This is a genomic window from Brevundimonas sp. NPDC055812 (assembly GCF_053616535.1).
Genome location: NZ_JBSHDX010000007.1, coordinates 24,014 through 50,268, shown reverse-complemented (window position 1 = coordinate 50,268; position 26,255 = coordinate 24,014). Strand labels below are relative to the sequence as shown.

The following is a 26,255-nucleotide window of genomic DNA, read 5'->3' as shown; positions in this document are numbered from 1 at the left end:
ATCAACGTGGGGGAGAAAGCCGTCGATCAGTTCGGCGCGACATAGCGGGCGTTGACCCACCCGCCGCCGGCGATCTGCACCCACTCGCCTTGCGACCCCACGGCGGTGAAGGGCTGCCCGGCGGACAGGCTGCCTGCCTGACGATACTGGGTGCCGGGACCCGACCGGATACGCAGGTTGGACGTGGCGCGATACATGTTGGCGTTGGCCTGGGCCGCAGCGCGCGTGCGCTGCTGGTTACAGCCGATGTAGGAGCCCGCCGCAGCACCGGCCCCCGCGCCGACCACGGCGCCCAGGGCGCGCTCGTTCTTGGACACCTGGCTGCCCGCCAGACCGCCCAGCACGGCGCCGATGGCGGCGCCCGCCTGCTGACGACCGCCGGGCGCATCACAGTTGGTGACGCCGTTGGCCTGGGGCATGGCGGCGGCGGTCATGGGCACGGCGGCGGAACCCAGAGCGGCGAAAAGGGCGGTGGCGGCCAGACCCGCCTTGAAGGTCTTCGACATAAGTCTCTCCTGTCATCGAGTTGTCGATGAAGTGAGAATGCCTCGGCCAAGCTGAAGGCTCCCCGAGCCTGATCGTTATATGCCGTTCATCTTCCTTGCCGAACGCAGCGGGTCCGATGATTCGTGCGCCCAAGTGCATATGAAAAAACAGATATTGTTCATTTCCTCCCCCATTCGGGGGATGGGCAAGACCTGCAATATCGGGCGCTATGACCCTCATGGGCGCACTTGGAAAAGCAGACGTAGCGCTGGATGTGCTGTGGCGCAGCCTTTACGGCCAGCCGCTGCCGCTCTCCGGCTCTCCCGAGCTCGCCTTGCAGATCATTATGGAATGCGAGAGAAAATCATGGTCCCCAGCACAAGAACCCGACGCCATCGAAGATCGATCTGGCTGCCGTCCCCGTTTGAGGGTCTGCTCCTGACCTTGGCTGTCGTTTCACTGGCCGGCGCTGTCCTCGCCGCCTGACAGCCCGGACGAAGACGGGCCGCCGAGAACGTCGACGGCCCGAATACCCTCAGCCTTCGGCCAAGCCGCCGGCGGCGCCTTTTTTGATCAGTTCAATCGTCTGCGGCAGGCCGTAGATGGCGGCGAACGATCCGAAGCGCGGCCCCTGCGACGCGCCCAGCAACACCTCATACAAGGCGCCGAACCAGGCCCGCAGCGGGTCGAACGCGTGCTCCTTGCCCACGGCATAAACTTCGGACTGAATAGCCTCGCCGTCGGTCGTGTCGGCCGGCAAGCCCTTCAGACGTTCCGCCAGATCCAGCAGCGCCGCCTTCTCCTTGTCGTCCGGCAGGCGATAGGTCTTCGAGGGCTTCACGAAGTCCTCGTAGTAGTTCAGCGCATAGCCCATCAGCCGATCCAGAACCGGCTGGTTGTCGGGCGTGGCGTCCGGCAGATATTTGGCGAAATAGGCCCACAGCTGGTCCTTGGTCGAGGCGTTGGCCACGCCGACCAGGTTCAGCAACAAGGCGAACGACACCGGCGAGGCGCTCTCAGGCGGGTTCCCCGAGTGGATGTGCCAGACGGCGTTGTCCATCCGCTTGGCCGGTTCCTGCGTCTTGTACTGCTCGATGAAGGACAGATAGTCGTCCGTCGCGCGCGGAATGACGTTGAAGTGCAGGCTCTTGGCCGACTTCGGCGATTGGAACATGTACCAGCTCAGGCTCTCGGGCGTGCCGTAGCGCAGCCAGTCCTCCATGGTCAGGCCGTTGCCCTTGGACTTGGAGATCTTCTTCCCTTCGATGTCGAGGAAGAGCTCGTAGTTGAAGCCCTCAGGCGGGACGCCGCCGATGGCGCGGCACAGCTTGGACGACTCGCGCACGCTCTCGATCAGGTCCTTGCCCGACATCTCATAGTCGACGTCCAGCGCTGTCCAGCGCATGGCCCAGTCGGGCTTCCACTGCAGCTTCACATGACCGCCGGTGACAGGGACCTCGGTGCGACCGCCAGCCGGGTCGTCGAAGACGATCGTGCCCTTCTCGACGTTGCGCTCCAGCGTCGGCACCTGCAGCACGTGACCGGTGATCGGGCTGATCGGCAGGAAGGGCGAATAGGTGGCGCGGCGCTCCTCGCCCAGGGTCGGCAGCATGATGCCCATGACCTTGTCGAAGCGCTCCAGCATGGTCAGCAGGGCCGCGTCGAACCGACCCGACCGATAGGTCTCGGTCGAGGACATGAACTCATACTCAAAGCCGAAGCTGTCGAGGAAGGCGCGCAGGCGGGCGTTGTTGTGCGCGCCAAAGCTGTCGTGGGTGCCGAAGGGATCGCGCACCTTGGTCAGCGGCAAGTGCAGGTCTTCGCGCAGCATCTCCGGGTTGGGGATGCCCTCGGGCACCTTGCGCAGGCCGTCCATGTCGTCGCTGAAGGCGATCAGGCGCGTGGCCCAGTGATCGCCGGTCAGGGCGCGGAACGCGTTGCGCACCATGGTCGTGCGCGCCACCTCGCCGAAGGTGCCCATGTGCGGCAGGCCCGACGGGCCATAACCCGTCTCCAGGATCACCGGCTTGTTCAGCGCCTCGAAGGTGGCCAGGGCCTCGTCCGTCTTGCCCGCGTCGATCAGCAGTTTTGCGGCGTCGCGCTCCGCGTCAGACAGCCGTTTTTTGAGCACGTGGGCCAGCAGGTTGCGCGCTTGCTCAAACGGCCACGAACGGGCCTCACGGGACAGGGTTTCGAGGTTCTGTAGCATGCACCGGGCTTTGAAGCCTTGGAGGCCCGGGGTCAACAGCCGCGGCGTTTTACAGCCGCGCTTCGGCGTTCCTCGGGAGTTGCATCTGGTTCTCGAAGCTCATGGCCAGATCGCCGTCCTGATTGGTGACGGTCGTCTTGGTGCGGACGACGCCGCGGTCGGGCTGGCTCTTGGACGGGCGGATCTCGATGATCTCGCGGCGCACCGTCAGGGTGTCGCCGGGACGCACGGGCCGCACCCACCACAGGGCGTCGACATTCATGCCCAGCAGCGGCGTCTGGCCGAAATAGGCCTCATCCACGAACTGCCGCATGACGCGCGAGCAGACGTGCCAGCCGCTGGCGATCAGACCGCCGAACCGTCCCGCCTCGGCCGCCGTCTTGTCGATGTGCATGGGTTGCGGGTCGAACTCCGTCGCAAAGGCGATGATCTCGGCCTCTGTCATGGTGAAGGGTTCGCTGTCCCAGCTTTCACCGACGGTCAGGTCGTCCAGATAGCGGTCGGTCATGCACTCAAACTCCCATTGGCTGCGTCTGACATAGCGGCTGGAGCGGTTTTCGCCAGTCGACTTTCCGCCGGGCCTCGCTTGACCGCAAAGGCCGGGCATGAGCATTCCCCGCCTCATGCGGACATCCGATTTCGACTTCGACCTGCCCGAGGCGTGCATCGCCCTGCGCCCCGCCGACCCGCGTGACTCGGCGCGCCTGCTGATCGTAAAGGGCGGCGAGCTTCAGGACCGGATCATCCGCGACCTGCCGGATTTCCTGCAGCCCGGCGACGCCTTGGTCTTCAACGACACTCGCGTGATCCCCGCCCGTCTGTCGGGCGTGCGCCACCGCACCGGGCCGGAGGGCGAGCTGCTGTCGGTGCCGGTCGAGGCGACCCTGCACCACCGCGACGCGCCCGACGTCTGGAGCGCCTTCATGAAGCCCGGCAAGCGGCTGAAGGTCGGCGACCGAGTGCGTTTCGGGCGCGAGGAGGACAACGCCTGTTTCCTGGGCCAGGTCGACGCCGAGATCACCGCCAAGGGCGAGGACGGCCTCGTCACCCTGCGTTTCGATCTGGCCGGTCCTGTGCTGGACGACGCCATCCGCGAGGTCGGGGTCATGCCTTTGCCCCCCTATATCGCAGCAAAACGGGCCGAGGATGATCAGGACCTAAAGGACTATCAGACGGTCTTCGCCGAGCATGACGGCTCGGTCGCGGCGCCGACGGCGGGTCTGCACTTCACCCCTGCTCTGCTGGACGCCATCCGCGCGCGCGGCGTTACGACCCACGCCGTGACCCTGCACGTCGGGGCGGGCACCTTCCTGCCGGTCAAGGCGGACGACACGGCCGATCACAAGATGCACTCCGAGTGGGGCGAGGTCTCGGCTGAGACCGCCGCCGCCCTGAACGCCGTGCGCGCGACGGGCGGGCGTATCGTTTGCGTCGGCACCACGAGCCTGCGCCTATTGGAAAGCGCCACCGGCGAGGGTGGCGTGGTTCAGCCCTTCCACGGCGACACGGCCATCTTCATCACGCCGGGCTATCGCTTCCGCGCCTGCGACGTGCTGATGACCAACTTCCACCTGCCGAAATCCACGCTCTTCATGCTGGTCAGCGCCTTCGCCGGGCTGGAGACGATGCGGGCCGCCTACGCCCACGCCATCGACAGCGGCTACCGCTTCTATTCTTATGGCGACGGAAGCCTGCTGTTTCGGGAAGACGCCCAATGAGCCACATCGACGATCTCCCCGAAAACCTGGCCGCGACCTTCGACATCCTCGCCTCGGCGGCCAGCGAGTTGCAGGACCCCTGGTGGGTGTTCGGGGGCGCTGGCATGGCGCTGTCGGGCCTGTCGGAATGGCACGTGCCCGATGTCGACGTGATGACCAGTCCTCGCGACGCCCGGCGCCTGATCGAGGCCCTGCACGGCGAAACCGTGGAAGACCCCGGCGAGGGCCTGTTCCGATCGCAGGTCTTCGGCCAGATCCTGACCACGCCGGTCCCGGTCGAGGTCATGGCGATGATGGACGTTCGCGCGGGCGCCGACTGGACGCCGGTCATCTTCACCACCCGTCAGGCGATCGAACTGGACGGGGGAACGCTCTACATCCCCAGCGTCGCCGAGCAGATCGAGAAATGCCGCCTGTTCGGCCGTCCCAAGGACCTGCAACGCGCGGAGCGTCTCGAGACGCTCCTGCGCTGATCTCGGCTCAATACCGGAAGCGCAGCCCCACGGTATAAAGGCTCTCTTCGTAACGCACGTCGCGCGGATAGACGCCCTCGCCATAGTCGAAGAACGATCGGAACGGCTGCCCCAGGATATTGGTGGCGTCGAAGGTCACGGTGATCCGCTCGGTCGGCGACCAGCCCGCCGAGAAGTCCAGCCGCGCCACGTCGTCCACATGCTCGCCGATGACGCCGTTGCCGAACTTGGTCCGCAGATTATAGGCCAACCGCGCCGTCCACGGCCCGTTCTCATACATGCCGGTCAGGTTGTAGGAATATTTCGACACATAGGGCAGCGCCCCGTCGATATAGGTGGCGTTGGCCTGCACCCCGAACGACCGCGCCCATTCCGGCACGAACTCATAGTCGAAGAAGGTCGTGAAGGACGTCTCCACGCCCTGCAGCACGGCGTCGTTCAGGTTGACGGGCCGCGTGACGCGCAGGACGCCATAGACAGGATCGTCGATGTCCATCGTCTGATCGGCGATGAAGCCTGAAATCTCGCGTCGGAACAGCGCCAGCGTCGCCGCGCCCGCATCACCGAAGTAGCGTTCCAACGTCAGGTCATAGTTGGTCGATTCGATCGGCTTCAGGTCAGGGTTGCCGCCCGAGGCCGTCTGCCGTCCCGAGGTGTCGGCCGAGGGGCTGATGAACAGGCTGGGGTTCAACTGGCCGAACGCCGGGCGCGTCCGCGTCTGGTTCGCCGCCATGCGCAGGATCAGGTCTTCATCCAGCATGAAGCGCACGCCCAGGCTGGGCAGCAGGTCCGTGTAGCGCCCGCCCTGATCGACCGGCGTGAACACCTCTTCCTCGCCCTCAATCGAACGGCTGGTTCCGCGCACGCTGAAATCGGTGGCGACGATCCGCAGACCCAGTTCGCCTTCGATCGGAATGCGGGTATTGATGGCGAAGTCCGCCTGACCATAGGCGGTGTAGGCCCTCTCCGACGCCTCATAGGTTTGAACCGGGTTGATGGGCGGACGACCCGGCTCGAACCCGGCCAGGGCGCGCAGGGCGTCCATGTTCTGACGCAGGCCGCCATAGGTCGGCGACACCCAGGCGCGCATGTCCTGAAGATCGCTGCCGTTGAACCCGGCCGGGATCAGGTCCAGTTCGACGGGGATAGCGGTCAGCGGCAGGCCCAGGTCTTCCTGGTTCTGATACCGCTCGCCGTTCTGATAAGAGCCGTTGCGGTCGACGTAGCGCACGCCGAACTTCAACTGCGGGATCAAGCTGTTTCCCGTGTCATAGGTCAGATCGATCTTCGCCTGCCAGTCGTCGCCCGCGCCGATGAAGTGTCGGTCGAACAGGCCGCGATAGACATAATTGTTCGGGTCCGTGACGTCGAAGTCGCGGAACTCGAAGGTCGCCCCGCCGTCCTCGCGCGGCGTATCGAAGTCGATCAGCGTCACCGGCGCATGGGTGAAGGCCGTGTCGAAGCTGTAGTTCGAGAACTCATAGGTACTGTCAGTGCGCGCCAGATCAAAGGCGATCTGAAGCGGCCCGGCGTTGTAGCTGCCGCCCACGGCCGCTTGCCAGGTGTTCGTCTTGCCGGTCGAGGCGCCCTGCCAATGCTCCGGACGACGGCCGGCGATCTGGGTCAGGCTCTGGATTTCATTGCGGCCGTCGCGCAGCGTCACGTCGTCAAAACGTGTCGTCTCATGGTTCAGCGGCACGATGAACTGACGGTCCGAAATCTTGGCCCGATAGCCCTGGTAAAGGGCGTCGACATAGAATTCCCACTGGTCGTTCGGCCGCCACTGCAGCGCCAGATTGGCCGACGGACGCCAGCGGTCGCCGGTCCCGTAGAAGATGCCGACGGCGTCAGGATAACGCGCGCCCTGAACCGCCGGATCGGCCGACTGCCCGTCCACGGCGACGATGCCGCCGCTGTCCCAGCGCACGGAGTCGAGATAGCGCAGGCTGGTGTATGATAGGTTCAGTAAGGCTCCGACCTCGCCCGCGCCTGTGTTCCAGCGGTTGCTGATCAGGATGTCGCCGTTCGGATCATAGCTTTCCGACTGGGTGGCGTAGGAGCCCTTCGCCGAAGCCGACAACTCGAAACCGTCGAAGTCGAACGGCCGCCGCGATCGTACATTGATCAGACCGGCGATGCCCGATTCCAGCCGCCAGGCGGAACTGGACTTGTAGACCTCCAGCGCAGCAATGGCCGCCGCCGGGAAGTCCTGCATGGCGACCGAACGCCCCTGGTCCGTGAAGATGTCGCGGCCGTTATAGGTGGTGGCCACATCGGGCAGTCCGCGCACGATCACGCGCGACGCTTCCCCGCCGCCTCGCTCGACCTGGATGCCGGTGACCCGCGCCAGGGATTCCGAGGCGTTCACGTCCGGCAGCTTGCCGATGTCTTCGGCGACGACAGCGTCCATCACCTCGTCAGCGTTGCGTTTCAACGCCTGGGCCGAGCGCAGGCTTCCGCGTAGTCCGGTCACCACCACATCCTGCACCTGAACAGGACCGCCGGCGGCGGTCGAGGGCGGCGTGACTACAATAGAATCCTGGGACCAGGCAGGGTGAGCGACGGCGAGCGCAAGCAGGGAAACGGAACCCAGGGTTCCAGAACGGAGCAACATTAATCGGGCGACTTTCACGGTTTCGTGCGCTGCCCTAACAGCCGCGTGATCGTTCGGTTTCAAACTAACCGTCGCTATTCAAACAAAGGCGTGTGCGCCGGATTACGGCCACAGAACCGCCTTGAGACAGGAACCGGCCTAGGGCTGGCGGCCTTTCGCCGTTCGGCCTAAGACGCGCGTCCCTGCAAGGAACGCCCATGCCTTTCCCGTTTGAGATTTCCGCCGTCGAAGGCCGCGCCCGCACCGGCGTGCTGAAAACCACGCGCGGCGACATTCGCACCCCCGCCTTCATGCCCGTCGGCACCGCCGCCACGGTCAAGGCGATGACGGTGGATCAGGTCAGACAGACCGGCGCGGACATCATTCTGGGCAACACCTATCACCTGATGCTGCGGCCCGGTCCCGAGCGGATGGAGCGCCTGGGCGGCCTCCATAACTTCATGCGCTGGGACAAGCCGATCCTGACGGACTCCGGCGGCTTCCAGGTCATGAGCCTGTCGGGAATCTCCAAGCTCACCGAGGAGGCCGTTACCTTCTCCAGCCACATCGACGGGTCCAAGCACGTCCTGACGCCGGAGCGCTCGATCCAGATTCAGGCCGACCGCCTGGGCTCCGACATCATCATGCAGTTGGACGAATGCGTCGCCTGGCCCGCCGAGGAAAAGCGCGCGCGCGAAGGCATGGAGCTGTCCGCGCGCTGGGCCCAGCGCTCGAAGAACGCCTTCGGCGCGCGCGACGCGCAGGCCCTATTCGGCATCCAGCAGGGCTCGACCTATGAAAACCTGCGCCGCGTGTCCTCAGAACGCCTGCAGGAGATCGGATTCGACGGCTACGCCATCGGCGGCCTGGCCGTCGGCGAGGGCCATGAGGCCATGTGCGAGGTGCTGGACTATGCGCCCGAGTTCCTGCCGAAGGACCGCCCCCGCTATCTTATGGGCGTCGGCAAGCCGATCGATCTGGTCGAAGCGGTTTATCGCGGCGTCGACATGTTCGATTGCGTCCTGCCGACCCGCGCGGGACGCCACGGCCAGGCCTGGACCTGGGACGGCCCGCTGAATCTCAAGAACGCCCGCTTCGCCGAGGATCAGGACCCGTTGGATATGGAAGTCCCCTGCCCGGCCTCGCGGGACTATTCAAAGGCTTACCTGCACCACCTGATCCGCGCCGATGAGATTCTCGGCAAGATCCTGCTCAGCTGGCACAACATCGCCTTCTTCCAGGCGCTGACGGCCGCCATGCGCGCCGCCATCGCCGAAGGTCGGTTCGAACAGTTCCGCCGCGACTTCCGCGCGCGGCATCTCAAGGCCTAGCCGCGGCGCGGCACGAAGCCGGCCGGCGCCGCCGGCGGCGCGCAGTTGCGCTGCATCCCCACGCCTTTCAGGAAGGACCGGCGGCGCAGCCCCGCCTGAATGGCCGACTGGACATGCTTGCTGTGCGCGTCGGCGCCGGTCAGGCGGCGCACCCAGCTGCGGGCGGGAATGAAATCCGTCACGGTGCCGCGCACGGCGTCCAACGTCGCCCCAGCCGCAGCATCGGCGGCCCGCTCGCTCGCCAGCGTGCCGTCATCCGTAGGCGCGGCGTCCGTATCTGGCCCCAGCGCCTCATCCAACCGAGCTATTTCAGCGGCGATGACGGAGCAACGGGTCATGTTCCGCACGTCATAGGGATTGGATTCCGCCTGTAACAGAACGGTCGGAATTTCCTGACGCTTGAGGTTGAGATCCTCGAGCGGTGCGGTCACGGCGTCGCCCAACCCCGTTCCCACCTGATCCACCCCGTCCCGAGCGGAGGCGCCGGCGTTGCAGCCGGCAAGCAACAGGGACACGGCGATGGCGGACAAGGAAATCTGGCGCATGAGCGCGTTTAATCATGCCCGGCTCCCCAAAGCCAAGCCTGCCTCCCTCGACACCAGGTTCGAAGCCCGCCTAGGCTGGCGTCATGCGCACGCTGAACGCCCCGCTCTATAATCTGACGTGGCTGGATTTCGTGATCACCGCAATCGTACTGGCGGCGTTGCTCGCGGCCGCCTGGCGGCTCCACGGCCCCTTGAGGCGGCGTGGGATTGGAACCTCATATGTCAGTTGGCTGGACGAACGCCTGACAAAACTCGAACGCGCAGTCCGCAACAAGAACCAGCGGCCCTAGACGCGTTTTGGATTTTTAAGGGAGTGGTACGCCCCCTCGGGCTCGAACCGAGGACCCTCTGATTAAAAGTCAGGTTGGTTTTCTTTTATTTTCAACTACATAATCAAAATGTACTGTATGTATATCGACGGCGATGACATACGAGCACTCCGCCCATCCAACCGCTCAGCCAGTTTCGGCGGCACTCGCAGCCGAGCTCCTCATGGGTCTGGACACCCACGTTCGACCATCGTGTGATGGCGTGCTCGTAGATTCGGGATAAAGCCGATGCACATAAAGACTTGGTTGATCGCTGCAGCCGCTGGCGCCGCCGGAGCGCTATTAACGCTTGCTAGCCAGAACGTCCGCCTCGCGGTGATCCCCATCGGGATGTCATTTTCCGAGTGGGCTGGTTTGCTTCTCACTTCGGTTGCAATCTTGGTCACTGCCCTCGGCGTTCTGATCGCGATTGCAGCGGTCTGGGGATTTAGCGGCATCAAAGCTGGTGCGGAGGACGCTGCCGTCGAGCATGTCACGCAACAGCTGGAGAATGGCGGCGTGCTGGCGCCGCAGCTTCGCAAATCATTCGAGAATTTTCTCGAGAGACAACTCAGGGATGACCGGCTCCGGCGCTATATGGAGGAGCGAGTGAATGTCGTGATTTACCGTGGTGCCGAGTCTCGGGCCGAAGCTGCAGACGACGATAATGATGCCGAGTATGTCGACCCGGACGACCAAGGGGAAACGACCGATAATGACGCCGCAAGATGAGTAAGCTGTCGCCCAACGGAGGTGTCTGAAATGATGAGCCGCGAGTGGACCCATCTCCCCCCTGGCGATCGAGATTTGATCCTGCGCCATCAGGGTGCCGCACCCGTCAAGATTGGGGCGATTGTAAAAGACTTCAACCTGCGCCTTTTGGCGTCTACTTTACCGGCAGGCATCTCCGGAGAGATACGCCCGGACGACGCGTCGCCCGCTGGGTTCACCATTAAGGTCAACCGCCACGACTCCCATGCTCGTCAACGCTTTACAGTGGCGCATGAGCTTTCCCATTACCTCTTACATCGAGACCAAATTGGAAGAGGGATTGTGGACGATGTCTTGTATCGCTCGACGCTGACTGATCGACGAGAAGCTGAGGCAAACCGTCTCGCTGCGGACCTATTGATGCCGGATAGTTTGATTGAAGCATGGCTGGACCGCGCGTCAGCGCTGGGCGTCCAAGATATTCCCCTCTACCTTGCTGAAAGATTCGAGGTATCTGAAGCTGCTATGAGGATTCGACTCGGATTGGCTTGAAGGGGGCGACATGGCGTTGCGTGATTTCACTACCGTGGGCTATCTGCCCATGCTGACCGTAAGCAACGCAGAGATGCGCGGCCTGCAAGAATTGCCCAACGCTGATAAGGACCTGCTGCTCCCCTACTTCCAGCTTCGTCCCTGGGGTGTTTCCAACGAGCTCAGAAGCACCATAAACCGTATAACCGAAGCTTATGGGGAAAGGCCGTTCATCGCGGACATATGCGCCCCAGCACCGCCTGGAGGCCCTACCAGACCAGTCCACGATGAACTGCAGCGCTTGCGAGAACCTCACAACGGCTACGCAGCTTGGTGCGATTATTTGGAATCGCATGCCTTCATGATCCCAACTCTCCAGCTGAGAGACATTAGCCAGCTAGCCCCCCAAATCGACCGCTTGTACGGCCTTGGTCGAGGTCTGGCGGTATACCTTCCTCAAGGCGTTCATGGCCAACTCCAGAATCTCATGGAGCTGATATCCGCCGGTACGCGCCAGGGCCAGGACGTGGTCGCGATAATCGACCTTGGGCAGAGAGGCCAAGAATTGTTGCTTACTCAAGCCATCACAACCGGGCTTGTAAGAACTATAACCAATGCTGCACCGCAGATCGCGGTGGCGATATCGGCGTCGTCTTTTCCCCAAGACTTCGTTGATCGATCTTCCCAAGAGATTTTTGAACGTCGTCATTATCAAGGCGTACGCGGACAATTCCCTGGAAGCCCCCTTATTTACAGCGATCGCGGCAGTGCTCGTGCGGAGCGTCAAATGGGAGGCGGCGGCGCGCCAGCACCACGCGTAGACCTCGCCAAAGGCGAGTCATGGTCCTTCTTTAGAGATGGCTCCGGCGGGCCAAGACCTTCCGGATATGTGACCCAGTCATCAGCAGCAATGGCTTCTGATGCCTGGGACCGTCACCTCCGTATTTGGGGTTATCAGATGATAGAACGAACAGCAGGCGGGGACGTTACGGCCATCCGCTCTCCGGTAAGTTCAGCCGCTGTCCGGATCAACATTCACCTTCACCATCAGCTTTTTTATGATCATCCGTTAGACATGTACGATACGGATGACGAATGGACGGATTAGGATCAAGCCCGAGCAAAAAACAGGCTCGCATCCTCCTGCCACTCACGCCACGTCTCTCGCTGATTTGCTTCCCATTCCGCAACCGCCAACCTCTGCTGCCGGAACCGACTGAGCATTTCTAAATCCGATGGCTTTACCCGCCGTCGCCCGATCGAGTGCCAGAACGCTTGGCTCGTTGCAGCGTACCTTTTCGCGAGCAACTCAAGGGCAAGTTTCTCGACTCGATCTGCATCATTAGAAATGAGCGTTCGATCAAGTTTCTTTGTCTCTTCGAGAGTTAAAAGCGGTCGGACATCTACCTCATCCCTTAAGGTTGAAGCAGACCGAAACTCCCTTACTGACCCATCATCAAGCAGCAACCATATATCCACCTCTGAAGCGCCTATCATTTCAAGGCTTGGGAGATGCTTGGGGGCCACGGCCAAAATCGTCTGATGACAGAAGCGCTGGTACGCGGGCAGTTGTGAAGGCAGCCGTCGAAGAGTGTCTTTAACAGTCTTGATCTCAATGCCGATCATTGCCTGCCCGAAGACGGCAAGATCTGCCCGGGTGCCGGATTTGCCCATCACAAATTCCGTTGCGATCACCGCTCCGCGCGTGACTCGCTTTGACGCTAGCAGATGGTTCAAGACCACTGCTTTCGCCTTATCCTCTGCGGAAATCTGAACTTTCGCCGTCAGTGCCATCTGCCCCCCTTATGTAAGGTGATATGGCCGCTGCCAACAGGGCAATATCCTTTAGCCTGCAATGATCTGCAAGGAACGTGCAGGACCAGCAAGCATCATCCAGTGCCTACCTATGGGCTCTGCGGTATGCCTCAGATACGCAAGGATTCCGACACATAAAGCCCGCGGGCGAGGCGGGGGACTCAGCGCGTTCCTTGGGGTGGCGGGGCCAGAACGGCCCGGGGCGGCGCTGGGAGCGCCCTGGAGGCCGCATGAAGGGAAAGCGTGGCCGAGGGAACGCCCACGGCTACAGGCCGCCCAGGGCGGCTTACAGCGCGATTATTAGGGTGTTGCTGACGCAGCCGGGCTATTCCGGCCAGACGCGGCGCACGTCCAGCGTCCCCGCCAAGCTCGGCCGAAGCATCAGATCTTGGGCGGCCGACAAATCCAGCCAGTGAACGCCAGCACCAGGCGGCACCTGGCCATGACAACCCAACCCCGCCGCCGCATCTCCCCGATCGAGAGCGGGGTGGCCAGGTGGTAGGACAGCGGCCGGTTCTCATATTTCCGAAAGCCCATCTCAGGCCTTTGGCCAGCGCCACCGCTCGACCACCTCGCCGCTCATGAACCCAAAGCCGCTGATGACCACGGTCGGCGACCGCTGCCCGCATCGCTCGCATTTCAACCGCGCCCTCAGCTGCGCCAACGGAATGGACCGCGCAGAGGCTGGCCAGCGCCGAGACGCGGGACCGACCTTGTAGCCGCAGGGGCACTCCAAAGTGAGCTAGTTGCCTGACTCGATGTCATCGACGGTCGTGCCGTCGCCGTATTCGCGCATCGTCAGTGCGCCGGGGCCCCGGCCGACAGCACCAGGCGTTCGAATTGCGCCCTGCCCTTCGCGGCCGCCTCGGGCGAGATCTGCGCCAGCTCGGCGGCGATCCGCGCCTGCATGTTCAGCAGAACCGGATCCGCCCGCGCGGCCTCTCCATGTTGCCAGATCGCCATGAGCGACCCGAGCGCGACGTCCTCCTGCGACAGCTCAGGCGACGTCGACGGCCTTCCTTCTTTCGTTTGCATGGTTCAGCTCCAGACCAAGCGCCCGACCCGACGCCGCTCTACGGCGCCGGGCCTGCCTGCCTCAAGCTAAATGTTCTTGTAATGTTCCACCCCCTCGATGCGCTTGTGGATGATTCAACAAGCTGCCTTGCCTTATCGAGCCGCAGAACCATGTTCCATTAGCAGCACAACCAGCGGAGAATGAGATGCCTGTAGAGAAGGTGAACGGTAAGACTGTTCTGGAAACAGCCGCATTCGTGATGACCGGCGATACCCCCACCGCCACCTTGATGGTGCGAGGTATTCCGCTCGAGGTGATTGTCGACTCTTCGATCCCATACGGAGAAACTCGAACCGCCGTCAAAGAGCGCAATTTCGAGCTGAGGACAGGCGCTCTATCAGGCGCTCAAAACGCTTGGGCGTCGACGCGTCTACTCCTGGACGGCATTGATCATGAGATCTTCGTCATATTCACCCAGGTCGGCCAGGATCGTATGAAAGCGTACCACGTGACCTATACGATCACGGCCTAGAGACTCTGGCTGTGGGAGAAAAGAAGGTAAAGGCGAGGACGGCTGCAGCGCGGCGCGAAAAAATTCTGGCGGACCATCCTAAGTGTTGCTTCTGCGAAGGTTCGCAAGCAGCGACGACTGTCGACCACGTCCCTGCCCGTATTTGCTTTGTAGGCAAAGAGGGGCCTGAGGATTTTGAGTTTCCCGCGTGTAAGGAGTGCAACAACCTCTCCGGACTGTCCGAACTCGTTGTGGCTTTGTATATCAGGATGGCGGATTGGGATGAGCGCAATCAGTCAAAAGCCGACCTGAATAAGCTAATCTCGGCGGTCAAAAACAATGCGCCCGACTGCCTGCCGCAGTTGACGGTGCCCGCAAACAAGAAGCGCCAGCTTCTAAGAGATCGATTAGGCCGATTGCCACCGGGGATGCTGCTTGAAGATTTGCCTGCCGCAACAGCACCGCCAGCGGTGGCCCGGCACTTCGAAATCTTTTCCCGCAAGCTAATTGCTGCCGTGCATTTCAAAAACACAGGCCTAATCCTTAGTTCCGACCATGATCTTTTCTTTGCGGTTGATCAGATCGGAACGGCACGATCAAAGGAATGGCTCGATTTTGCTGTCACGCGCTTCGGACCTGGCATCGTAGCTGGGCGTCGCAATAAGGACATTAGAAACCAGTTCATTTTCAACCATGCCTATCACGACGCTCACGGTTTTTCCGGCCTGTATGCTCAGTTCGGGCTTTCCTTCAATTTCTTCTGTATCGCTGCGCCCAGAAAGCATCGCCACGAAATTCGGCTGCCAATGGAAGAATACCGTCGCCTACGGGATTTAACTCTGGTCAGGAACGCTCTCTAAACTGCACGACCTCTTCGCCGATCCATTCGTTCAAGGCCATGAACCGGCGCTGGAGCGGCACAATCTCAGCCTCATAGAAGATCTGTGACGCTTCCTTCACCGAGCCGAACCCCCCGGCGTTGGACGGCACCACGCCCAGCAGCTGCGGCGGCACCCGGTGAACGGCCAGGATGTCGTCGCGCGTGACGTTCTTGATGTCGGAGAAGTTGTCCTTCGCCGCCGCCTCCGACGGGTGCAGCAGCTGGATCCCCTTCTCCTTGCCCCCAGCGCTGTGAACGAACAGGTTTTTGAAATTTCCCGGCCCCTTGGCCCCGCGTAGCGAGGCGCGGATCGCGTCCGCGTCCTTGTCGCTCAACGGGTCAGTCACATACATGATGAAGCCCGAGTGCGAGCCGTTCAGGTAATAGCGCCGGCGATACAGCGTCGCCGCCTCGCTCAGCAGCGCCGACTGCAGCGCCGACAGATATTCCGGCTCGCCATAGATCTCCTGATCGATCCCGGTCCGGCGTCCATGGAACACCTGGCCGGGCTCGAATGCATGCTCGACCGCCCAGCTCGGCGTGAAGAAGAACTCTCCGTCGACCAGCCCGCGCCGGGTGTATTTGGCCAGCGATCGACGCAGCGGCATCGGCCGCCCCAGGCGGTTGTTCACCCGCTCGACGTAGTAGTTGGCCAGCACCTGGTCATCCAGCGCCAGGCCCTCGAACGTCTCCAGCGACAACAGCGGATGCGGGATGAAGTCGCGCACCAGCTGATTGACCTTGTAGAACATGGCCGAGCCGTGATGGCTGGCCACCTTCGCCGCCCGGCTCAATCCCTCCATAGGGATCGGCGGCTCATACCATTTGCCGTTGCTCCAGCAGGCCAGGTGATCGGCCAGCCCGGCCCGGCCCCCCAGGACCGGCTCCGGATCTCCAAAGCTGAAGACCATGGGCGCGGCCGTCTCGGCCGTCGCTTCAGTCATCATCGTCACCGAAAATCTCCACGCTGGATTGGCTGGTCACGCCCATAGCGGCTTCCAGCGGTTCGTTATCGAGGGCCTGCATCAGCGCCCATGCCAGGTCGCCGTGGCCGCTGGCCTTGGTGCGGGGCGCCTCATAGGTCAGGTGGCGGCCCTTGCTGGTCAGGGTGCGCCGGATCGACATCAGGGCGTTGGTCAGATCCTGCCAGTTGGCCGGATACTCCAGCCGCTTGCGGCTGATGACGTTCAGCGCCTTGTGCACCAGGCGCGTCTTGACCATCGGGTCATAGAGGTGACCTCGAGCCATGGGGAAAAACTTGGACACCAGCTGCAGGACCGCATTGCCCAGGCCGGTGCGATCGATGTCGATCTTGGTGACGTTGTAACGCAGCGTCATCGCCTCGATCATCAGGGCCTGTTCGGTGAAGTCGGATCCCCGGAACTGTTCCTTCCAGATCACCCTGAACTTGCCCTTCCCGGGCGTCTCAGGCGGCGCGACCAGGACCAGGGCCGCGTTGTCCGCGTTCTCCCCGTCCCCGTTCGGGTCGTAACTCAGCCAGACCTCGCCCTCATACGGCCGCCCAAAACCCAGCAGCTGCATCTCGAAGTCGATGTCGGTCCATTCCAGCTCGTCCACCTGGCACGGCCGAAGCGACGCCATCGGGAAGATCGACATGGAATCGTCGACGAACTGGCACATGTAGAGGTTGGCCCACGCGGCCGCGCTCTTTCGCCGTTTCAGATCGGCCAGATCAAACAGGGTGCAGCCGCTGGCCGCCGCGTCCTCGATCGTGACGATCTGACGCCAGATCCCGTCCTCGCACAGGCGGCCGTCTTTCAGCGCCTTCCAGCTGACGTCGAACTCGACCTTATCCTTTTTCGCCCGCTCCTTGTTCCAGGCTGCGCCGGTCCAGAACGGATAGGCCTCGTCGTTCACCGATGTCGGCGTCGAGATGTAGGTGATCCGGTACTGCTTGTGCGACGCCATGCCCGAGGCGACGTCTTCCAGGCGGGTGAACCCATGCACCCACATGAATTCATCGAAGTAGAGCGAGCCGTGATAGCTCTGCGCCGTCCGGCTGTTCGTGCCCAGGAAGTATAGGGTCGGCTGCGTCTGCGGCAGGCCGGTTTCCGGGTGATCGCCCCGGTCAATGACCAGGTCCTCGCCCTTCAGCTCGACGCCGATCGTCAGGCGCACGAACTCGATGATGTAGGACTTGAACTGGCAGGCCTGCTTTTTCGAGGCCGACAGGAAGATCTGGTTGTCGCCGGTGTCCAGCGCCTCCATCAGCGCTTCGCGGGCGAAGTACCAGGTCGCGCCGATCTGGCGCGACTTCAGGATCATCCGGGCCTTGTGGGTCCGGGCGCCGTACCAGACGCGCTGGTAGTCGAAGAGCTCGTCCTGGAACCGCTGACGCAGGATCTCGACCTGGTCGGCCGTGATCAGGTTCTGCCTGGCCTTCTTGCGATCCTTGCCCTTGCTGTTCCGATTGGCGACGTTGTCGTTCAGGTGGCCGGTGTGACCGCCCTCGCTCTCGAACTTCCGGACGCGCGCGATCGTGACCAGCTGGCGCCCTAGAAGGTCAATCTCCTTGAAGTCCCGCCCGTCCTTCAGCTCTTTCAGGATCAGGGTGATCAGGCGCGCTTCCAGCACGCCCTCGACACGGGCGATGGAGGACGCCACCTCCCAGCCGTCTCGGCTCTTCCAGCTGGCCAGCGTCCCTTCCGGCACGCCCAGCCACTCGCTGATGTCCGTCAGCCGCCAGAACGACCAATAGAGAAACTTCGCGGCCCGGCGCGGGTCCAGGTTCTTGCTGACCGGAAAGCCGACGACGCCCGATTCCAGCATCATCGCGCCCAGGTCGGTGGCGGGCGCGTCGGTGTCTGGCGGCAAGGCCGTATCGGTTCTGGGGCGGCGGCGGGTCATCGGCGCGGACGCTACTCACGCCCCCGCCCGCCCTCGCGCCCGCCGTGTTGTCAGACCCTCTCTGACAACAGCAGCGCCTTGAGCGGACCGGCCCCTCGGGACTGATCTGGCGCCTGTTCAATCGGCCCGCCCCAGATCGAGGGACTGGCCTCATCCCAGATCAGGCGAGCGACCCAGCCCCATGGCCGACAAGACCCAAACGTCCCGTTTTTTCCGCGTCGCTGTCGAAGGCGCCACGACCGACGGCCGCGTCATCGAAGCGGCCTGGATCGATGAGATGGCCCGGAACTACAACCCGAAGACCTTCGGCGCCCTGGTCAACATCGAGCACATCAAGGGCTATTCCGGCGAGGCCCCGTTCAACAACTACGGCAAGGTCCTGGCGCTCGAGGCCCGCGACCACGAGCTGGAGCTGAACGGCAAGACGGAGAAGCGCCGGGCGCTCTACGCCAAGATCGAGGCCAACGACCAGCTGATCGCCCTGAACCGAAAGGGCCAGAAACTCTACACCTCGATCGAGGTGAACACGAATTTCGCGGGCAAGGGTCAAGCCTATTGCATGGGCGTGGCCGTGACCGACAATCCGGCCTCGCTCGGCACGGAGATGCTCGCCTTCTCGGCCAAGGCCGCGACCAATCCTCTGACCTGCCGCAAGCAGAACCCCGGCAACCTCTTCACCGCGACCGAAGAACCTGTTGAGCTGGTCTTCGAAGACGCCGGTTCAGGCGCGACCAGCTTCAGCATGGACGCCTTCCTGGACCTCGCTGCAGTGAAGTTCGGCTTCAAACAGGCCGCTCCGCAGAACCCGGCCACGCCCCAGGATGCGTCGCCGTCGACGTCGGATCAGGGGCAGGCTTTCGCGGCGGGTTTCGCCGAGCTGTCCCAAGGCATCAGGGCCATGGCCGACCAGTTCACCGGCGAACTGTCCGCCATCCGCGCTGACCAAGGTCAGCTGCAGTCGGAGCTGGCCGCGCTGACGTCGGACCTCTCGAACACCCCCGGCCCGAACTACACGGCCCGCCCGCCCGCCACGGGCGGCGAGACCGCCATCCAGACCGACTTCTGACCACGCCGGTTCGCCTGCGCCCCACCTGCCCCTGACCTTCTGGAACTCCCATGCAGAACGATACCCGCGTCAAATACAACGCCTACGCCGCCCGCGTCGGCCTCCTGAACGGCGTCGCCACGACCTCGGCGGCTTTCACGGTCGCGCCGACCGTGCAGCAGAAGCTGGAATCCAAGCTTCTGGAATCCTCGGCCTTCATGAAGCGGATCAACGTCGTTCCGGTCCGCGACATGGAAGGCGCCAAGCTCGGCCTGGGCAACACCGGCCCGATCGCCAGCCGCACCAACACGGCGGCGGGCAACAAGCGCAAGACCCGCGCGACCCACACGCTCGATAAGCGCGGCTATAAGTGCTACAAGACGAACTTCGACACGCACCTGCGCTACGAGACGCTGGACAGCTGGTCGGAGTTCCCGGACTTCGAAACCCGCGTCCGCGATCACTGGACCCAGCAGCAGGGCCTGGACCGCCTGATCATCGGCTGGAACGGCACCCACGCCGCCGAAGAATCCGACATCGAGGAGTTCCCCCTCCTCCAGGACATGAACATCGGGTGGCTGCAGATCCTGCGCGAAGAAGCGCCGCACCAGGTCATCCCCGGCATCAACACCGCCCCTGAGGGCCAGGACCCGGTGTATCGCCCTGTCCGCGTCGGCCCGGGCGGCGACTTCGCCAACATGGACGCCCTGGTGATGGCCGCCATCATGTTGATGGAGCCTCAGTATCGCGAAGACACCGGTCTGGAAGCGATCTGCGGCCGCGAACTGCTGCACGACAAGTATTTCCCCGTCGTGAACCAGGAGCACAAGCCCAGCGAGACCCTGGCCGCCCAGACCGTGGTGGCGCAGAAGCGCATGGGCAATCTGCCCGCCAACACCCAGCCCTATTTCCCGGCGCGATCGACCCTGATCACCCGTCCCGATAACCTGTCGATCTACTGGCAGAAGGGCGGCCGCCGTCGCCATCTCAAGGACAACCCTGAGATGGATCAGGTCGAGAACTACGAGTCCTCGAACGACGCCTATGTCGTCGAACGCATCGGCGCGGCCGCCTTGGTCGAGAACATCGAGTTCGGCGATTGGAGCCAGCCGGAAGCGCCCGAAGGCAACGGCTGATAGCCATGCGCCACGTCGATCCCTTCCAGCGGCATCGCCAGCGCGTCCTGGCCGCCACCGCCTCGGGTGTAGCCGCATCGATCGGCTACCCCGTTGCGGGCGCGCGCCTGGCCGCCAACGACGCCGGTCCGCCCAGCGCGGCCGGGGCCGAATACAAGCGTCAGCTGGCGCAGTTGCTGCACGACCGCCAGCGCCTGAAGCAGATCCAGTCTCGCACGACCAAGATCCAGCTGAAGCGCGAACTCCTCCCGGCCTATGACGCCTGGATCGAGGGCGTGCTGGACGCGGCCAAGAACGGCCAGCCGGGCGTTCAGGACGAAGTCCTGGTCACGGCCATGATCTGGCGGATCGACGTCGGCGATTACGCCGCCGCCCTGCCCCTGATCGCCTACTGCCTGAAGTGGGGCCTGCAGCTGCCGGGCCACTTCAAGCGGACGCTGGCCGCCTTCGCCGTGGAAGAGATCGCCGAGGCCGCCGTCCGCGCCCTGGCGCCCTCGGCCGAACGCCCGTCGACGGACCTGGTCAAGGCCACGACCGAGGCCCTGGCCGGGATCGAGCGCCTGACCCACGACAGCGACATGCCGGATGAAGTCCGCGCCACCCTGCACAAGGCCATCGCCATGGCCATTCTGGCGGGCGGCGAGGAAGACGGTCCGGATCGCCGCCTGCGCGAAAGCCAGGCGCTGAAACGCTACCAGCTCGCCCTGGATCTCGATCCCCGCTCCGGCGTGAAGGGCGACATCAGCCGCCTGCAGCGCAGCTTGAACAAAGAACCGCCTTCCGGCTCGGCCGGCGCGTCCTCGGACGCCGCCGCCGCCGAGGGCTGACGGCCTGCCCCCCCGGCGCTCGGGGCGGGGACGGAAAGTCCGACGGCGGTTCGCCGCCCGACGGTCGATCCGTCCCCCCACCCCGTAGCCTCACCCCCGTGAAATGGCGGGCATTTCCTGACGGAGCTGACCCATGACCTCAAGCAGCCCAAAGGGCGATAGGTCGTACAAATGACAGATCCGATCTGGCCGAACGACCCCTCGCTTGATCCGGCTCCTCCCGCTCCCTCGCCTGAAGGCCAGGTCAAGGCCGACGGCTGGTGGCCGGACATCGACCTGGCCCATCTGCGCGACACCGTTCGCCTGAACCAGACCAAGATCCCGGCCGCCCGCCTCCGCGAGGCCGTCCAGATCGCCATTCTCGACATCGCGGACGAACTGTCCGCCTGGCGCGCCGACCATGCGGCCTTCGCCGACCTGGCCGCCGTCCCCGCCCTGCAGATCGACGGCGAAAGCGCCCTGGTCATTCGCTGGCGCAGGGCGGTCACCGCCTGCGTGGCGGCCGACCTCGGCGAGCGGCTGCTCGGCCAGGCCTCGACGGCGGCCGGTCACGAGCGCGCCGCCGAGCTCCTGCCCGAAGCCGACCTTCACAGGCGCAACGTCGTCCACGCCGTCCGTCTGTTCCTGGGCAAGACCCGCGTCGTGGCCGAGCTGATCTGATGGCCGCCTATCAGGCCATCTCCGAACCCGGCGACACCGTCGACCGCCTGGTCTGGCGTGAAATCCGCAAAGGCCCGGCCGCCGTCGAACGGGTGCTCGAGGCCAAGCCCGGCTTGGCCGATCTCGGCACGATCCTGCCGCTCGGTACGGCCGTCACCATTCCGGACGGCGCCACGGCCGCCTCCGCCAAACCTCAAGTTCAACTCTGGGACTGACCATGACCTTTCCGCATCTTCAGCCCGCGCCGAGCGTGAACTGGGCCAAGGTCTCCTTCCTGTTCGGCGCGGCCGTCACCATCGCCGCCTGGATCGTCATCGGCGCCCAGATTCAGCAGCGCGTCCAGGTCCTCGAGGAACGCACCGCCCCCTTGGCCAGCGGCGATCTGATCCGTGTCCAGACCGACGTGGCCTGGATCCGACAACGTCTCGAGCAGGAGCGCGGCCAATGAGCCGCCCCCTGCCCGAGGCGCAATGGTTCTGGCGACGCCTGTTTACTTGGACCGTGACCGGCTGGGTCCTCTTCCACCTTCACGGCCTGATCCAGCGCATGCCCGAGGGCGATCTTCGCACGATCGCCACGCGTCTGATCCTGCTCCTGGGCGCCTTGGTCGCCTTCTACCTGATCGGCCCGACCGCCGAACACATCATCGCGCTCGTGCGCGCCTGGCGAGGAGAAAAAGCCAATGACCGTTAAGTCCGTCCGCTACCTGGTCGTCCACTGTGCCGCCACGCCTCCCGCCCGCGACATCGGCGTGAAAGAGATTCGCGCCATGCACCTGCAGCGCGGCTTCCGCGATGTCGGCTACCACTACGTCATTCGCCGCGACGGCCGGATCGACAAGGGCCGCCCCGACAACGTCGCCGGCGCCCACGTCAGCGGCTTCAACAGCATTTCCCTGGGCGTCTGCCTGGTCGGCGGCGTCGACGCCAAGGGCAAGCCGGAAGACAATTTCACGCCTGCCCAATACGCCGCCCTGGCCCAACTGCTGCGCCAGCTGACGTCGTCTCACCCGGCCGCCCAGATCCTGGGCCATCGCGATCTGTCTCCGGACAAGAACGGCGACGGCAAGATCACGCCGAACGAGTGGCTGAAGGCCTGCCCCTGTTTCGACGTCCGCACCTGGTGGGCTCGGGAGCAAGCCGCCTGATGTTTCGCCGCACCCTCAACTTCGACAGTCCCTTCGGCGTGGCGCTTCTCGTGGGGCTGGCCATCCTGCTCCTCATCCTCGGCCTCGGCGCGGTCGGCCTGCGCTTCGACCCCTTCGACCTGACGGCGAAACGGGCGGACCGGGCCGAAGCCGCCGCCCACGCCTCGGCGGACGACGCTGGCGCGCGCCGGATTGAGGCGGCCGGGGCCGCTGACACCGTCCAGCGGATCGACCGCATCACCGTCCAGATCCGCGCCGCCGACGCCATCGCCCATCAGACCGCCCTATCCGCCCAGGAAGCCCCCGATGCGAACTCGCCTGTTGATCCTGCTCGCCTTGACCGTCTGCAGCTTGCCGATCGTCAGCTGTGCGAGCTACGGCCCGCCCTCTGTCCCGACCCCGCCGCCCCAGCGGGACATGCCGGACCTGGCCCTGCGGGCCTGCGCCCTGGCCCGCCTTCCTGACCAGGCCACGGCCGCCGATCTCGAGAGCGCGTTCACCGCGCGCGGCGTCGCTTTGGTCGCCTGTGACGCTGCGCGCCAGCTGGCCGTCGACGTCCATACAGGCCAGCGTCTGGATCAGGAGGTCTGGCTGCGTCAGTCCGCGGATCGCCGCCTGCCCTGGTGGCGAAAGGTCCTCCCATGAGCTTCTGGAAGCCCGACAGCCTGAAAGAGGCCCTGACCAAGGCGCTCGACCCCTCCCATCACATCACCGACAACCCCGATCGCCTGCAGATCGAGGTGATCGAGGGCTCGGTCCACGCCCTGGCCACGCCTGGGCTGGGCTTCCGCTACCAGTATGAGATCGCCGTCGGCGTCCTGGACTACACCGGAACGCTGGACGAGATCATGATCCCCCTCCTGATCTGGCTCCAGCGCTGGGAGAAGTCACAGCTCCTGGACCACTCCAAGGCCGCCCGGGGCGTGAAGTTCGAGCGCCAACTGCTCGATGCCGAGGCCGCGAACATCCTGTTCACCGTCCAGCTCACGGAAGCGGTGGCTTTCGAGCTGCGCGAGGACGGCGGCTTTGACGCTGTCCACCGAAAGGACTCGCCCATGGCCGACACCGGCCGGGCCGCCCTTCTGCACCGCATCTACGCCAACGGCGAGTTGGTGGCCGAATGCGGCGTTCACCCGGTGACGGGCTGATCCATGGCGGCCGCGCGTGAAGACGCCCTGATCCTGTTTGAGGAGTCTGCAGGCGCCATCCTGCAGAGCCTCGAGCCACGCGAGCGCCAGCAACTGCTCCGGCGCATGGTCCATGCCCTTCGCCGCTCTCAGGTGCGGCGCATGACTGCCCAGACGGATCCCGACGGCGCACCCTGGCCGAAGCGGAAACCCCGCAAGGAACGCCAGCCTGTCACCCGGCCGATCCGCTTCCTCTACAACAAGGGCGGCCAGACCCGCGTGGCCGAGATGCGAAGCTGGCGGCGCGACGGCCCCATGGTCATCGGCTACGACAAGGAGGCGGGCGGCATCCGCACCTTCCGGCGCGACCGCATCGCTCGTCATATTCCCCCCGAAGGCGGATCCGTGGATCCCGGCGCCCTGGACGGTTCGCTCTGGAACGAGCGCGGCAAGCTGAAGGCCGTCGGCCGAAAGATGTTCCTCAAGCTGAAGACCGGCCGGAACCTGAAGGCTGGCGCGGACACCGGCGCCGCATGGGTGTCGATCATCAGCCGGGCCCAGCGACTGGCGAGCGTCCACCATTACGGCCTGCGCGATCGCGTCGCGAAGAACGGCCCCGAGGTCGATTATCCGCAGCGTCAACTGCTCGGCTACAGCCAGGCCGACAAGGAGGCCCTGCTGGACATGCTTCTGCAGCACGTCGCTCAGTCTCGCTGACATCGGCCGCCCTGACGTGCGCGCTCCCCAGCCGAGCGCCCCCTCGATGTTGTGAGACGGTCTCTGACAACAGCGCCCCGTCGCGCCTCCTACGGCGCGGCGGCGACATGGCGCCATGTCCACCTTCACCGGCCAGTCTACCGGCTCGACCGCCGTCGACCTTTCGAAGCTGCCCTTCCCGGCCGTCATCGAAGTCCTGTCGTTCGAGACGATCGTGGCCGCCTGCAAGGCCCGGCTGATCGAACTCATGCCGGAGCTGGAGCCGGTGCTGGCCATCCCCAGCGAACCCCTGGTTCTGGTGATCGAGATCTTCGCCTATCGGGAGACGTTGCTGCGCGCGCGGGTGAACGATGCGGCGCGCGACGTGACCCTGGCCTACGCCACCGGCGCCATGCTCGATCACCTGGTCGCCCTGTTGGGCGTCAAGCGTCTGGTGATCGAGGCCGCTCGCCCCGAGACCAACACCCCAGCCGTGATGGAAAGCGACGATTCCTTACGTCGCCGCGCCCTCCTGGCGCCCGAAGCCTATTCCGTCGCAGGTCCGGCCGGAGCCTACGTCTCCCACGCGCTCGGCGCTGACGGCGACGTCCTGGACGCCTCAGCGACGACGCCATCGCCGGGCGTCGTCCTGGTCACGATCCTGTCGCGCCAGAACGACGGCGTCCCCTCGGTCGAGCTGCTGGACAAGGTCTTCTCCGTCGTGGCGGCCGACGACGTCCGCCCCCTCACTGACCATGTTCAGATCCAGGCGGCGCAGATCGTCCCCTTCGATATCAAGGCCGCCGTCTCGACCTTCGCCGGGCCGGACTCGGCCGTCGTCATGGACGAGGCGCGCCGTCGCCTGAACGACTACCTCGATCGCTCCTACAGGCTCGGTCGCGACGTCACCCGCTCCGGCATCATCGCCGCCCTGCACACCGACGGGGTTCAGAACGTCCGTCTGACCGCGCCCGCCGCCGATGTCGTCATCTCGGCGGTCGAAGCCGCCCGCTGCGCCTCGATCGCCGTCACCCATGCGGGCCTGGACGAATGACGCCGCCCACCCGCACGCTGGCTCCCCTAGCCGTTCCCAGCGCCTGGCCGGTCGAGCGCGCGCTCGATGTCCTGACGCTTCGCATCGACGGGATCGACGTTCCCTTCCGCGACCTTTGGAACGCCGACGCCTGCCCGGCGTCCTTCCTCCCCTGGCTGGCTTTCGCCCTGTCGATCGACGCCTGGAACTCTGACTGGCCGGAACGGACCAAGCGCGCCTTCGTCAAGGACGCCATCGCCGTACAGCGCCAGAAGGGCACGGCCGCCGCGATCGAGCGCGTGGTGAAAGCCTTCGGGGCTCAGATCAAGGTCCGCCCCTGGTTCCAACAGGATCCGCCCGGCCAGCCCCACACCTTCGACCTGGTATTGACCGTCAACGGCGAAGGCGGGGCGGCCGCCACCGCGCGCCTGGTCGATGACGTCATCGCCGAGGTCAGCCGGACCAAGAGCGCGCGCGACCATTTCAACTTCACCCAAGGCTTCCAGGCGACCGGCGCCATCGCCGTCGTCGGCGCGGCGCGCGTCGCCGCCTACCGCCGCCTCTCCCTCGAAGCCGCCTGACGGACGACC

At 64.4% G+C, this 26,255-nt stretch carries 31 protein-coding genes; 22 read left to right on the top strand and 9 right to left on the bottom strand.

Translation table 11 applies throughout. The annotated features are described in order from the left end of the window. Nucleotides 1-26: 26 nt before the first annotated feature. The 3 genes from ACWGL1_RS12570 to ACWGL1_RS12560 all read right to left on the bottom strand — a co-directional run bounded on the left by ACWGL1_RS12570 (nt 27) and on the right by ACWGL1_RS12560 (nt 3,203). A complete protein-coding gene (locus ACWGL1_RS12570; RefSeq protein WP_291774899.1) occupies nt 27-506 on the bottom strand; it encodes an SH3 domain-containing protein in 480 nt (159 codons plus the stop codon). A 515-nt stretch (nt 507-1,021) separates the two neighbouring features. Continuing rightward, nucleotides 1,022-2,695, bottom strand: a complete 1,674-nt coding sequence (locus tag ACWGL1_RS12565; protein ID WP_452112184.1) for a lysine--tRNA ligase — start codon at nt 2,693-2,695, stop codon at nt 1,022-1,024. A gap of 49 nt (nt 2,696-2,744) precedes the next feature. Beyond that, the gene (locus ACWGL1_RS12560; RefSeq protein ID WP_291774893.1) at nt 2,745-3,203 is read right to left on the bottom strand and encodes a MaoC family dehydratase; all 459 of its coding nucleotides are present in this window, start codon (nt 3,201-3,203) and stop codon (nt 2,745-2,747) included. Between the two features lie 115 nt (nt 3,204-3,318). Here ACWGL1_RS12560 and queA point away from each other — a divergent pair, with 115 nt between their 5' ends. Together queA and ACWGL1_RS12550 are read left to right on the top strand one after the other, a co-directional pair. Further along, on the top strand, nt 3,319-4,413 hold the full coding sequence (queA, locus tag ACWGL1_RS12555) for a tRNA preQ1(34) S-adenosylmethionine ribosyltransferase-isomerase QueA (protein ID WP_452112270.1): 1,095 nt from the start codon (nt 3,319-3,321) through the stop codon (nt 4,411-4,413). Further along, nucleotides 4,410-4,886, top strand: coding sequence for a hypothetical protein (locus tag ACWGL1_RS12550; protein WP_338574746.1), 477 nt, complete (start codon nt 4,410-4,412; stop codon nt 4,884-4,886). Before queA ends, ACWGL1_RS12550 begins: the two co-directional genes overlap by 4 nt. Nucleotides 4,887-4,893: 7 nt before the next feature. On the opposite strand, the gene ACWGL1_RS12545 is transcribed toward ACWGL1_RS12550, so the two are convergent. Then, complete coding sequence (locus tag ACWGL1_RS12545; protein WP_452112183.1) at nt 4,894-7,359, bottom strand: TonB-dependent receptor; 2,466 nt, start codon at nt 7,357-7,359, stop codon at nt 4,894-4,896. Nucleotides 7,360-7,697: 338 nt separating this feature from the next. On the opposite strand from ACWGL1_RS12545, the gene tgt reads away from it, so the two are divergent. Then, on the top strand, nt 7,698-8,810 hold the full coding sequence (tgt, locus tag ACWGL1_RS12540) for a tRNA guanosine(34) transglycosylase Tgt (protein WP_452112182.1): 1,113 nt from the start codon (nt 7,698-7,700) through the stop codon (nt 8,808-8,810). Here the strand turns inward: tgt and ACWGL1_RS12535 are convergent. Beyond that, entirely contained in the window at nt 8,807-9,355 is a 549-nt protein-coding gene (locus ACWGL1_RS12535; protein ID WP_338574738.1) for a hypothetical protein, read from the bottom strand. The genes tgt and ACWGL1_RS12535 overlap by 4 nt on opposite strands. An 83-nt stretch (nt 9,356-9,438) precedes the next feature. Here ACWGL1_RS12535 and ACWGL1_RS12530 point away from each other — a divergent pair, with 83 nt between their 5' ends. The 4 genes from ACWGL1_RS12530 (at nt 9,439) to ACWGL1_RS12515 (ending at nt 12,013) form a co-directional block, all read left to right on the top strand. Next, a complete protein-coding gene (locus tag ACWGL1_RS12530) occupies nt 9,439-9,645 on the top strand; it encodes a hypothetical protein (protein ID WP_291774877.1) in 207 nt (68 codons plus the stop codon). A gap of 267 nt (nt 9,646-9,912) precedes the next feature. Further along, nucleotides 9,913-10,395, top strand: coding sequence for a hypothetical protein (locus ACWGL1_RS12525; protein WP_452112181.1), 483 nt, complete (start codon nt 9,913-9,915; stop codon nt 10,393-10,395). A gap of 30 nt (nt 10,396-10,425) precedes the next feature. After that, entirely contained in the window at nt 10,426-10,926 is a 501-nt protein-coding gene (locus ACWGL1_RS12520) for an ImmA/IrrE family metallo-endopeptidase (RefSeq protein ID WP_452112180.1), read from the top strand. 10 nt (nt 10,927-10,936) lie between these two features. Further along, nucleotides 10,937-12,013 (top strand): beta family protein, encoded by a 1,077-nt coding sequence (locus tag ACWGL1_RS12515; RefSeq protein ID WP_452112179.1) that lies wholly within the window; start codon nt 10,937-10,939, stop codon nt 12,011-12,013. Between the two features lie 2 nt (nt 12,014-12,015). On the opposite strand, the gene ACWGL1_RS12510 is transcribed toward ACWGL1_RS12515, so the two are convergent. Both ACWGL1_RS12510 and ACWGL1_RS12505 read right to left on the bottom strand, forming a co-directional pair. After that, nucleotides 12,016-12,699, bottom strand: coding sequence for a sce7726 family protein (locus tag ACWGL1_RS12510; RefSeq protein WP_452112178.1), 684 nt, complete (start codon nt 12,697-12,699; stop codon nt 12,016-12,018). Between the two features lie 819 nt (nt 12,700-13,518). Then, on the bottom strand, nt 13,519-13,755 hold the full coding sequence (locus tag ACWGL1_RS12505) for a hypothetical protein (protein WP_452112177.1): 237 nt from the start codon (nt 13,753-13,755) through the stop codon (nt 13,519-13,521). Between the two features lie 185 nt (nt 13,756-13,940). Here ACWGL1_RS12505 and ACWGL1_RS12500 point away from each other — a divergent pair, with 185 nt between their 5' ends. Together ACWGL1_RS12500 and ACWGL1_RS12495 are read left to right on the top strand one after the other, a co-directional pair. Further along, on the top strand, nt 13,941-14,267 hold the full coding sequence (locus tag ACWGL1_RS12500) for a hypothetical protein (protein ID WP_452112176.1): 327 nt from the start codon (nt 13,941-13,943) through the stop codon (nt 14,265-14,267). A gap of 11 nt (nt 14,268-14,278) precedes the next feature. After that, on the top strand, nt 14,279-15,106 hold the full coding sequence (locus tag ACWGL1_RS12495) for an HNH endonuclease (RefSeq protein WP_452112175.1): 828 nt from the start codon (nt 14,279-14,281) through the stop codon (nt 15,104-15,106). Here the strand turns inward: ACWGL1_RS12495 and ACWGL1_RS12490 are convergent. Continuing rightward, a complete protein-coding gene (locus tag ACWGL1_RS12490) occupies nt 15,090-16,073 on the bottom strand; it encodes a phage portal protein (RefSeq protein WP_452112269.1) in 984 nt (327 codons plus the stop codon). The two genes, ACWGL1_RS12495 and ACWGL1_RS12490, sit on opposite strands and share 17 nt — an antisense overlap. After that, nucleotides 16,063-17,994, bottom strand: coding sequence for a terminase large subunit domain-containing protein (locus ACWGL1_RS12485; protein ID WP_452112174.1), 1,932 nt, complete (start codon nt 17,992-17,994; stop codon nt 16,063-16,065). Before ACWGL1_RS12485 ends, ACWGL1_RS12490 begins: the two co-directional genes overlap by 11 nt. Nucleotides 17,995-18,175: 181 nt before the next feature. On the opposite strand from ACWGL1_RS12485, the gene ACWGL1_RS12480 reads away from it, so the two are divergent. The 13 genes from ACWGL1_RS12480 to ACWGL1_RS12420 all read left to right on the top strand — a co-directional run bounded on the left by ACWGL1_RS12480 (nt 18,176) and on the right by ACWGL1_RS12420 (nt 26,246). Further along, entirely contained in the window at nt 18,176-19,060 is an 885-nt protein-coding gene (locus ACWGL1_RS12480; protein WP_452112173.1) for a GPO family capsid scaffolding protein, read from the top strand. A 50-nt stretch (nt 19,061-19,110) separates the two neighbouring features. Further along, a complete protein-coding gene (locus ACWGL1_RS12475) occupies nt 19,111-20,175 on the top strand; it encodes a phage major capsid protein, P2 family (RefSeq protein ID WP_452112172.1) in 1,065 nt (354 codons plus the stop codon). Between the two features lie 5 nt (nt 20,176-20,180). After that, nucleotides 20,181-21,002, top strand: a complete 822-nt coding sequence (gpM, locus tag ACWGL1_RS12470) for a phage terminase small subunit (protein WP_452112171.1) — start codon at nt 20,181-20,183, stop codon at nt 21,000-21,002. A gap of 171 nt (nt 21,003-21,173) precedes the next feature. Next, on the top strand, nt 21,174-21,662 hold the full coding sequence (locus ACWGL1_RS12465) for a head completion/stabilization protein (RefSeq protein ID WP_452112170.1): 489 nt from the start codon (nt 21,174-21,176) through the stop codon (nt 21,660-21,662). Then, nucleotides 21,662-21,877, top strand: coding sequence for a tail protein X (locus ACWGL1_RS12460; protein ID WP_452112169.1), 216 nt, complete (start codon nt 21,662-21,664; stop codon nt 21,875-21,877). Before ACWGL1_RS12465 ends, ACWGL1_RS12460 begins: the two co-directional genes overlap by 1 nt. A gap of 2 nt (nt 21,878-21,879) precedes the next feature. Further along, nucleotides 21,880-22,110: a hypothetical protein gene (locus ACWGL1_RS12455; RefSeq protein ID WP_452112168.1), complete on the top strand. Its 231-nt coding sequence runs from the start codon at nt 21,880-21,882 to the stop codon at nt 22,108-22,110. Continuing rightward, complete coding sequence (locus ACWGL1_RS12450; RefSeq protein ID WP_452112167.1) at nt 22,107-22,355, top strand: hypothetical protein; 249 nt, start codon at nt 22,107-22,109, stop codon at nt 22,353-22,355. Before ACWGL1_RS12455 ends, ACWGL1_RS12450 begins: the two co-directional genes overlap by 4 nt. Then, nucleotides 22,345-22,809 (top strand): N-acetylmuramoyl-L-alanine amidase, encoded by a 465-nt coding sequence (locus tag ACWGL1_RS12445; protein ID WP_452112166.1) that lies wholly within the window; start codon nt 22,345-22,347, stop codon nt 22,807-22,809. The genes ACWGL1_RS12450 and ACWGL1_RS12445 overlap by 11 nt, the downstream gene beginning before the upstream one ends. Continuing rightward, complete coding sequence (locus ACWGL1_RS12440) at nt 22,809-23,273, top strand: hypothetical protein (protein ID WP_452112165.1); 465 nt, start codon at nt 22,809-22,811, stop codon at nt 23,271-23,273. The genes ACWGL1_RS12445 and ACWGL1_RS12440 overlap by 1 nt, the downstream gene beginning before the upstream one ends. 177 nt (nt 23,274-23,450) lie before the next feature. After that, the gene (locus ACWGL1_RS12435; RefSeq protein WP_452112164.1) at nt 23,451-23,957 is read left to right on the top strand and encodes a phage tail protein; all 507 of its coding nucleotides are present in this window, start codon (nt 23,451-23,453) and stop codon (nt 23,955-23,957) included. 3 nt (nt 23,958-23,960) lie between these two features. Continuing rightward, the gene (locus ACWGL1_RS12430; protein ID WP_452112163.1) at nt 23,961-24,653 is read left to right on the top strand and encodes a phage virion morphogenesis protein; all 693 of its coding nucleotides are present in this window, start codon (nt 23,961-23,963) and stop codon (nt 24,651-24,653) included. A 115-nt stretch (nt 24,654-24,768) separates the two neighbouring features. Further along, nucleotides 24,769-25,686 (top strand): baseplate assembly protein, encoded by a 918-nt coding sequence (locus tag ACWGL1_RS12425; protein WP_452112162.1) that lies wholly within the window; start codon nt 24,769-24,771, stop codon nt 25,684-25,686. Further along, on the top strand, nt 25,683-26,246 hold the full coding sequence (locus tag ACWGL1_RS12420) for a phage tail protein I (protein WP_452112161.1): 564 nt from the start codon (nt 25,683-25,685) through the stop codon (nt 26,244-26,246). Before ACWGL1_RS12425 ends, ACWGL1_RS12420 begins: the two co-directional genes overlap by 4 nt. Nucleotides 26,247-26,255: the final 9 nt, after the last annotated feature.

Coding starts and splice junctions, on each gene's coding strand:
- ACWGL1_RS12570 (WP_291774899.1), bottom strand. CDS start 506: ATGTCGAAGACCTTCAAGGCGGGTCTGGCCGCCACCGCCCTTTTCGCC.
- ACWGL1_RS12565 (WP_452112184.1), bottom strand. CDS start 2,695: ATGCTACAGAACCTCGAAACCCTGTCCCGTGAGGCCCGTTCGTGGCCG.
- ACWGL1_RS12560 (WP_291774893.1), bottom strand. CDS start 3,203: ATGACCGACCGCTATCTGGACGACCTGACCGTCGGTGAAAGCTGGGAC.
- queA (WP_452112270.1), top strand. CDS start 3,319: ATGCGGACATCCGATTTCGACTTCGACCTGCCCGAGGCGTGCATCGCC.
- ACWGL1_RS12550 (WP_338574746.1), top strand. CDS start 4,410: ATGAGCCACATCGACGATCTCCCCGAAAACCTGGCCGCGACCTTCGAC.
- tgt (WP_452112182.1), top strand. CDS start 7,698: ATGCCTTTCCCGTTTGAGATTTCCGCCGTCGAAGGCCGCGCCCGCACC.
- ACWGL1_RS12535 (WP_338574738.1), bottom strand. CDS start 9,355: ATGCGCCAGATTTCCTTGTCCGCCATCGCCGTGTCCCTGTTGCTTGCC.
- ACWGL1_RS12530 (WP_291774877.1), top strand. CDS start 9,439: ATGCGCACGCTGAACGCCCCGCTCTATAATCTGACGTGGCTGGATTTC.
- ACWGL1_RS12525 (WP_452112181.1), top strand. CDS start 9,913: ATGCACATAAAGACTTGGTTGATCGCTGCAGCCGCTGGCGCCGCCGGA.
- ACWGL1_RS12520 (WP_452112180.1), top strand. CDS start 10,426: ATGATGAGCCGCGAGTGGACCCATCTCCCCCCTGGCGATCGAGATTTG.
- ACWGL1_RS12515 (WP_452112179.1), top strand. CDS start 10,937: ATGGCGTTGCGTGATTTCACTACCGTGGGCTATCTGCCCATGCTGACC.
- ACWGL1_RS12510 (WP_452112178.1), bottom strand. CDS start 12,699: ATGGCACTGACGGCGAAAGTTCAGATTTCCGCAGAGGATAAGGCGAAA.
- ACWGL1_RS12505 (WP_452112177.1), bottom strand. CDS start 13,755: ATGCAAACGAAAGAAGGAAGGCCGTCGACGTCGCCTGAGCTGTCGCAG.
- ACWGL1_RS12500 (WP_452112176.1), top strand. CDS start 13,941: ATGCCTGTAGAGAAGGTGAACGGTAAGACTGTTCTGGAAACAGCCGCA.
- ACWGL1_RS12490 (WP_452112269.1), bottom strand. CDS start 16,073: ATGATGACTGAAGCGACGGCCGAGACGGCCGCGCCCATGGTCTTCAGC.
- ACWGL1_RS12485 (WP_452112174.1), bottom strand. CDS start 17,994: ATGACCCGCCGCCGCCCCAGAACCGATACGGCCTTGCCGCCAGACACC.
- ACWGL1_RS12480 (WP_452112173.1), top strand. CDS start 18,176: ATGGCCGACAAGACCCAAACGTCCCGTTTTTTCCGCGTCGCTGTCGAA.
- ACWGL1_RS12475 (WP_452112172.1), top strand. CDS start 19,111: ATGCAGAACGATACCCGCGTCAAATACAACGCCTACGCCGCCCGCGTC.
- gpM (WP_452112171.1), top strand. CDS start 20,181: ATGCGCCACGTCGATCCCTTCCAGCGGCATCGCCAGCGCGTCCTGGCC.
- ACWGL1_RS12465 (WP_452112170.1), top strand. CDS start 21,174: ATGACAGATCCGATCTGGCCGAACGACCCCTCGCTTGATCCGGCTCCT.
- ACWGL1_RS12460 (WP_452112169.1), top strand. CDS start 21,662: ATGGCCGCCTATCAGGCCATCTCCGAACCCGGCGACACCGTCGACCGC.
- ACWGL1_RS12455 (WP_452112168.1), top strand. CDS start 21,880: ATGACCTTTCCGCATCTTCAGCCCGCGCCGAGCGTGAACTGGGCCAAG.
- ACWGL1_RS12450 (WP_452112167.1), top strand. CDS start 22,107: ATGAGCCGCCCCCTGCCCGAGGCGCAATGGTTCTGGCGACGCCTGTTT.
- ACWGL1_RS12445 (WP_452112166.1), top strand. CDS start 22,345: ATGACCGTTAAGTCCGTCCGCTACCTGGTCGTCCACTGTGCCGCCACG.
- ACWGL1_RS12440 (WP_452112165.1), top strand. CDS start 22,809: ATGTTTCGCCGCACCCTCAACTTCGACAGTCCCTTCGGCGTGGCGCTT.
- ACWGL1_RS12435 (WP_452112164.1), top strand. CDS start 23,451: ATGAGCTTCTGGAAGCCCGACAGCCTGAAAGAGGCCCTGACCAAGGCG.
- ACWGL1_RS12430 (WP_452112163.1), top strand. CDS start 23,961: ATGGCGGCCGCGCGTGAAGACGCCCTGATCCTGTTTGAGGAGTCTGCA.
- ACWGL1_RS12425 (WP_452112162.1), top strand. CDS start 24,769: ATGTCCACCTTCACCGGCCAGTCTACCGGCTCGACCGCCGTCGACCTT.
- ACWGL1_RS12420 (WP_452112161.1), top strand. CDS start 25,683: ATGACGCCGCCCACCCGCACGCTGGCTCCCCTAGCCGTTCCCAGCGCC.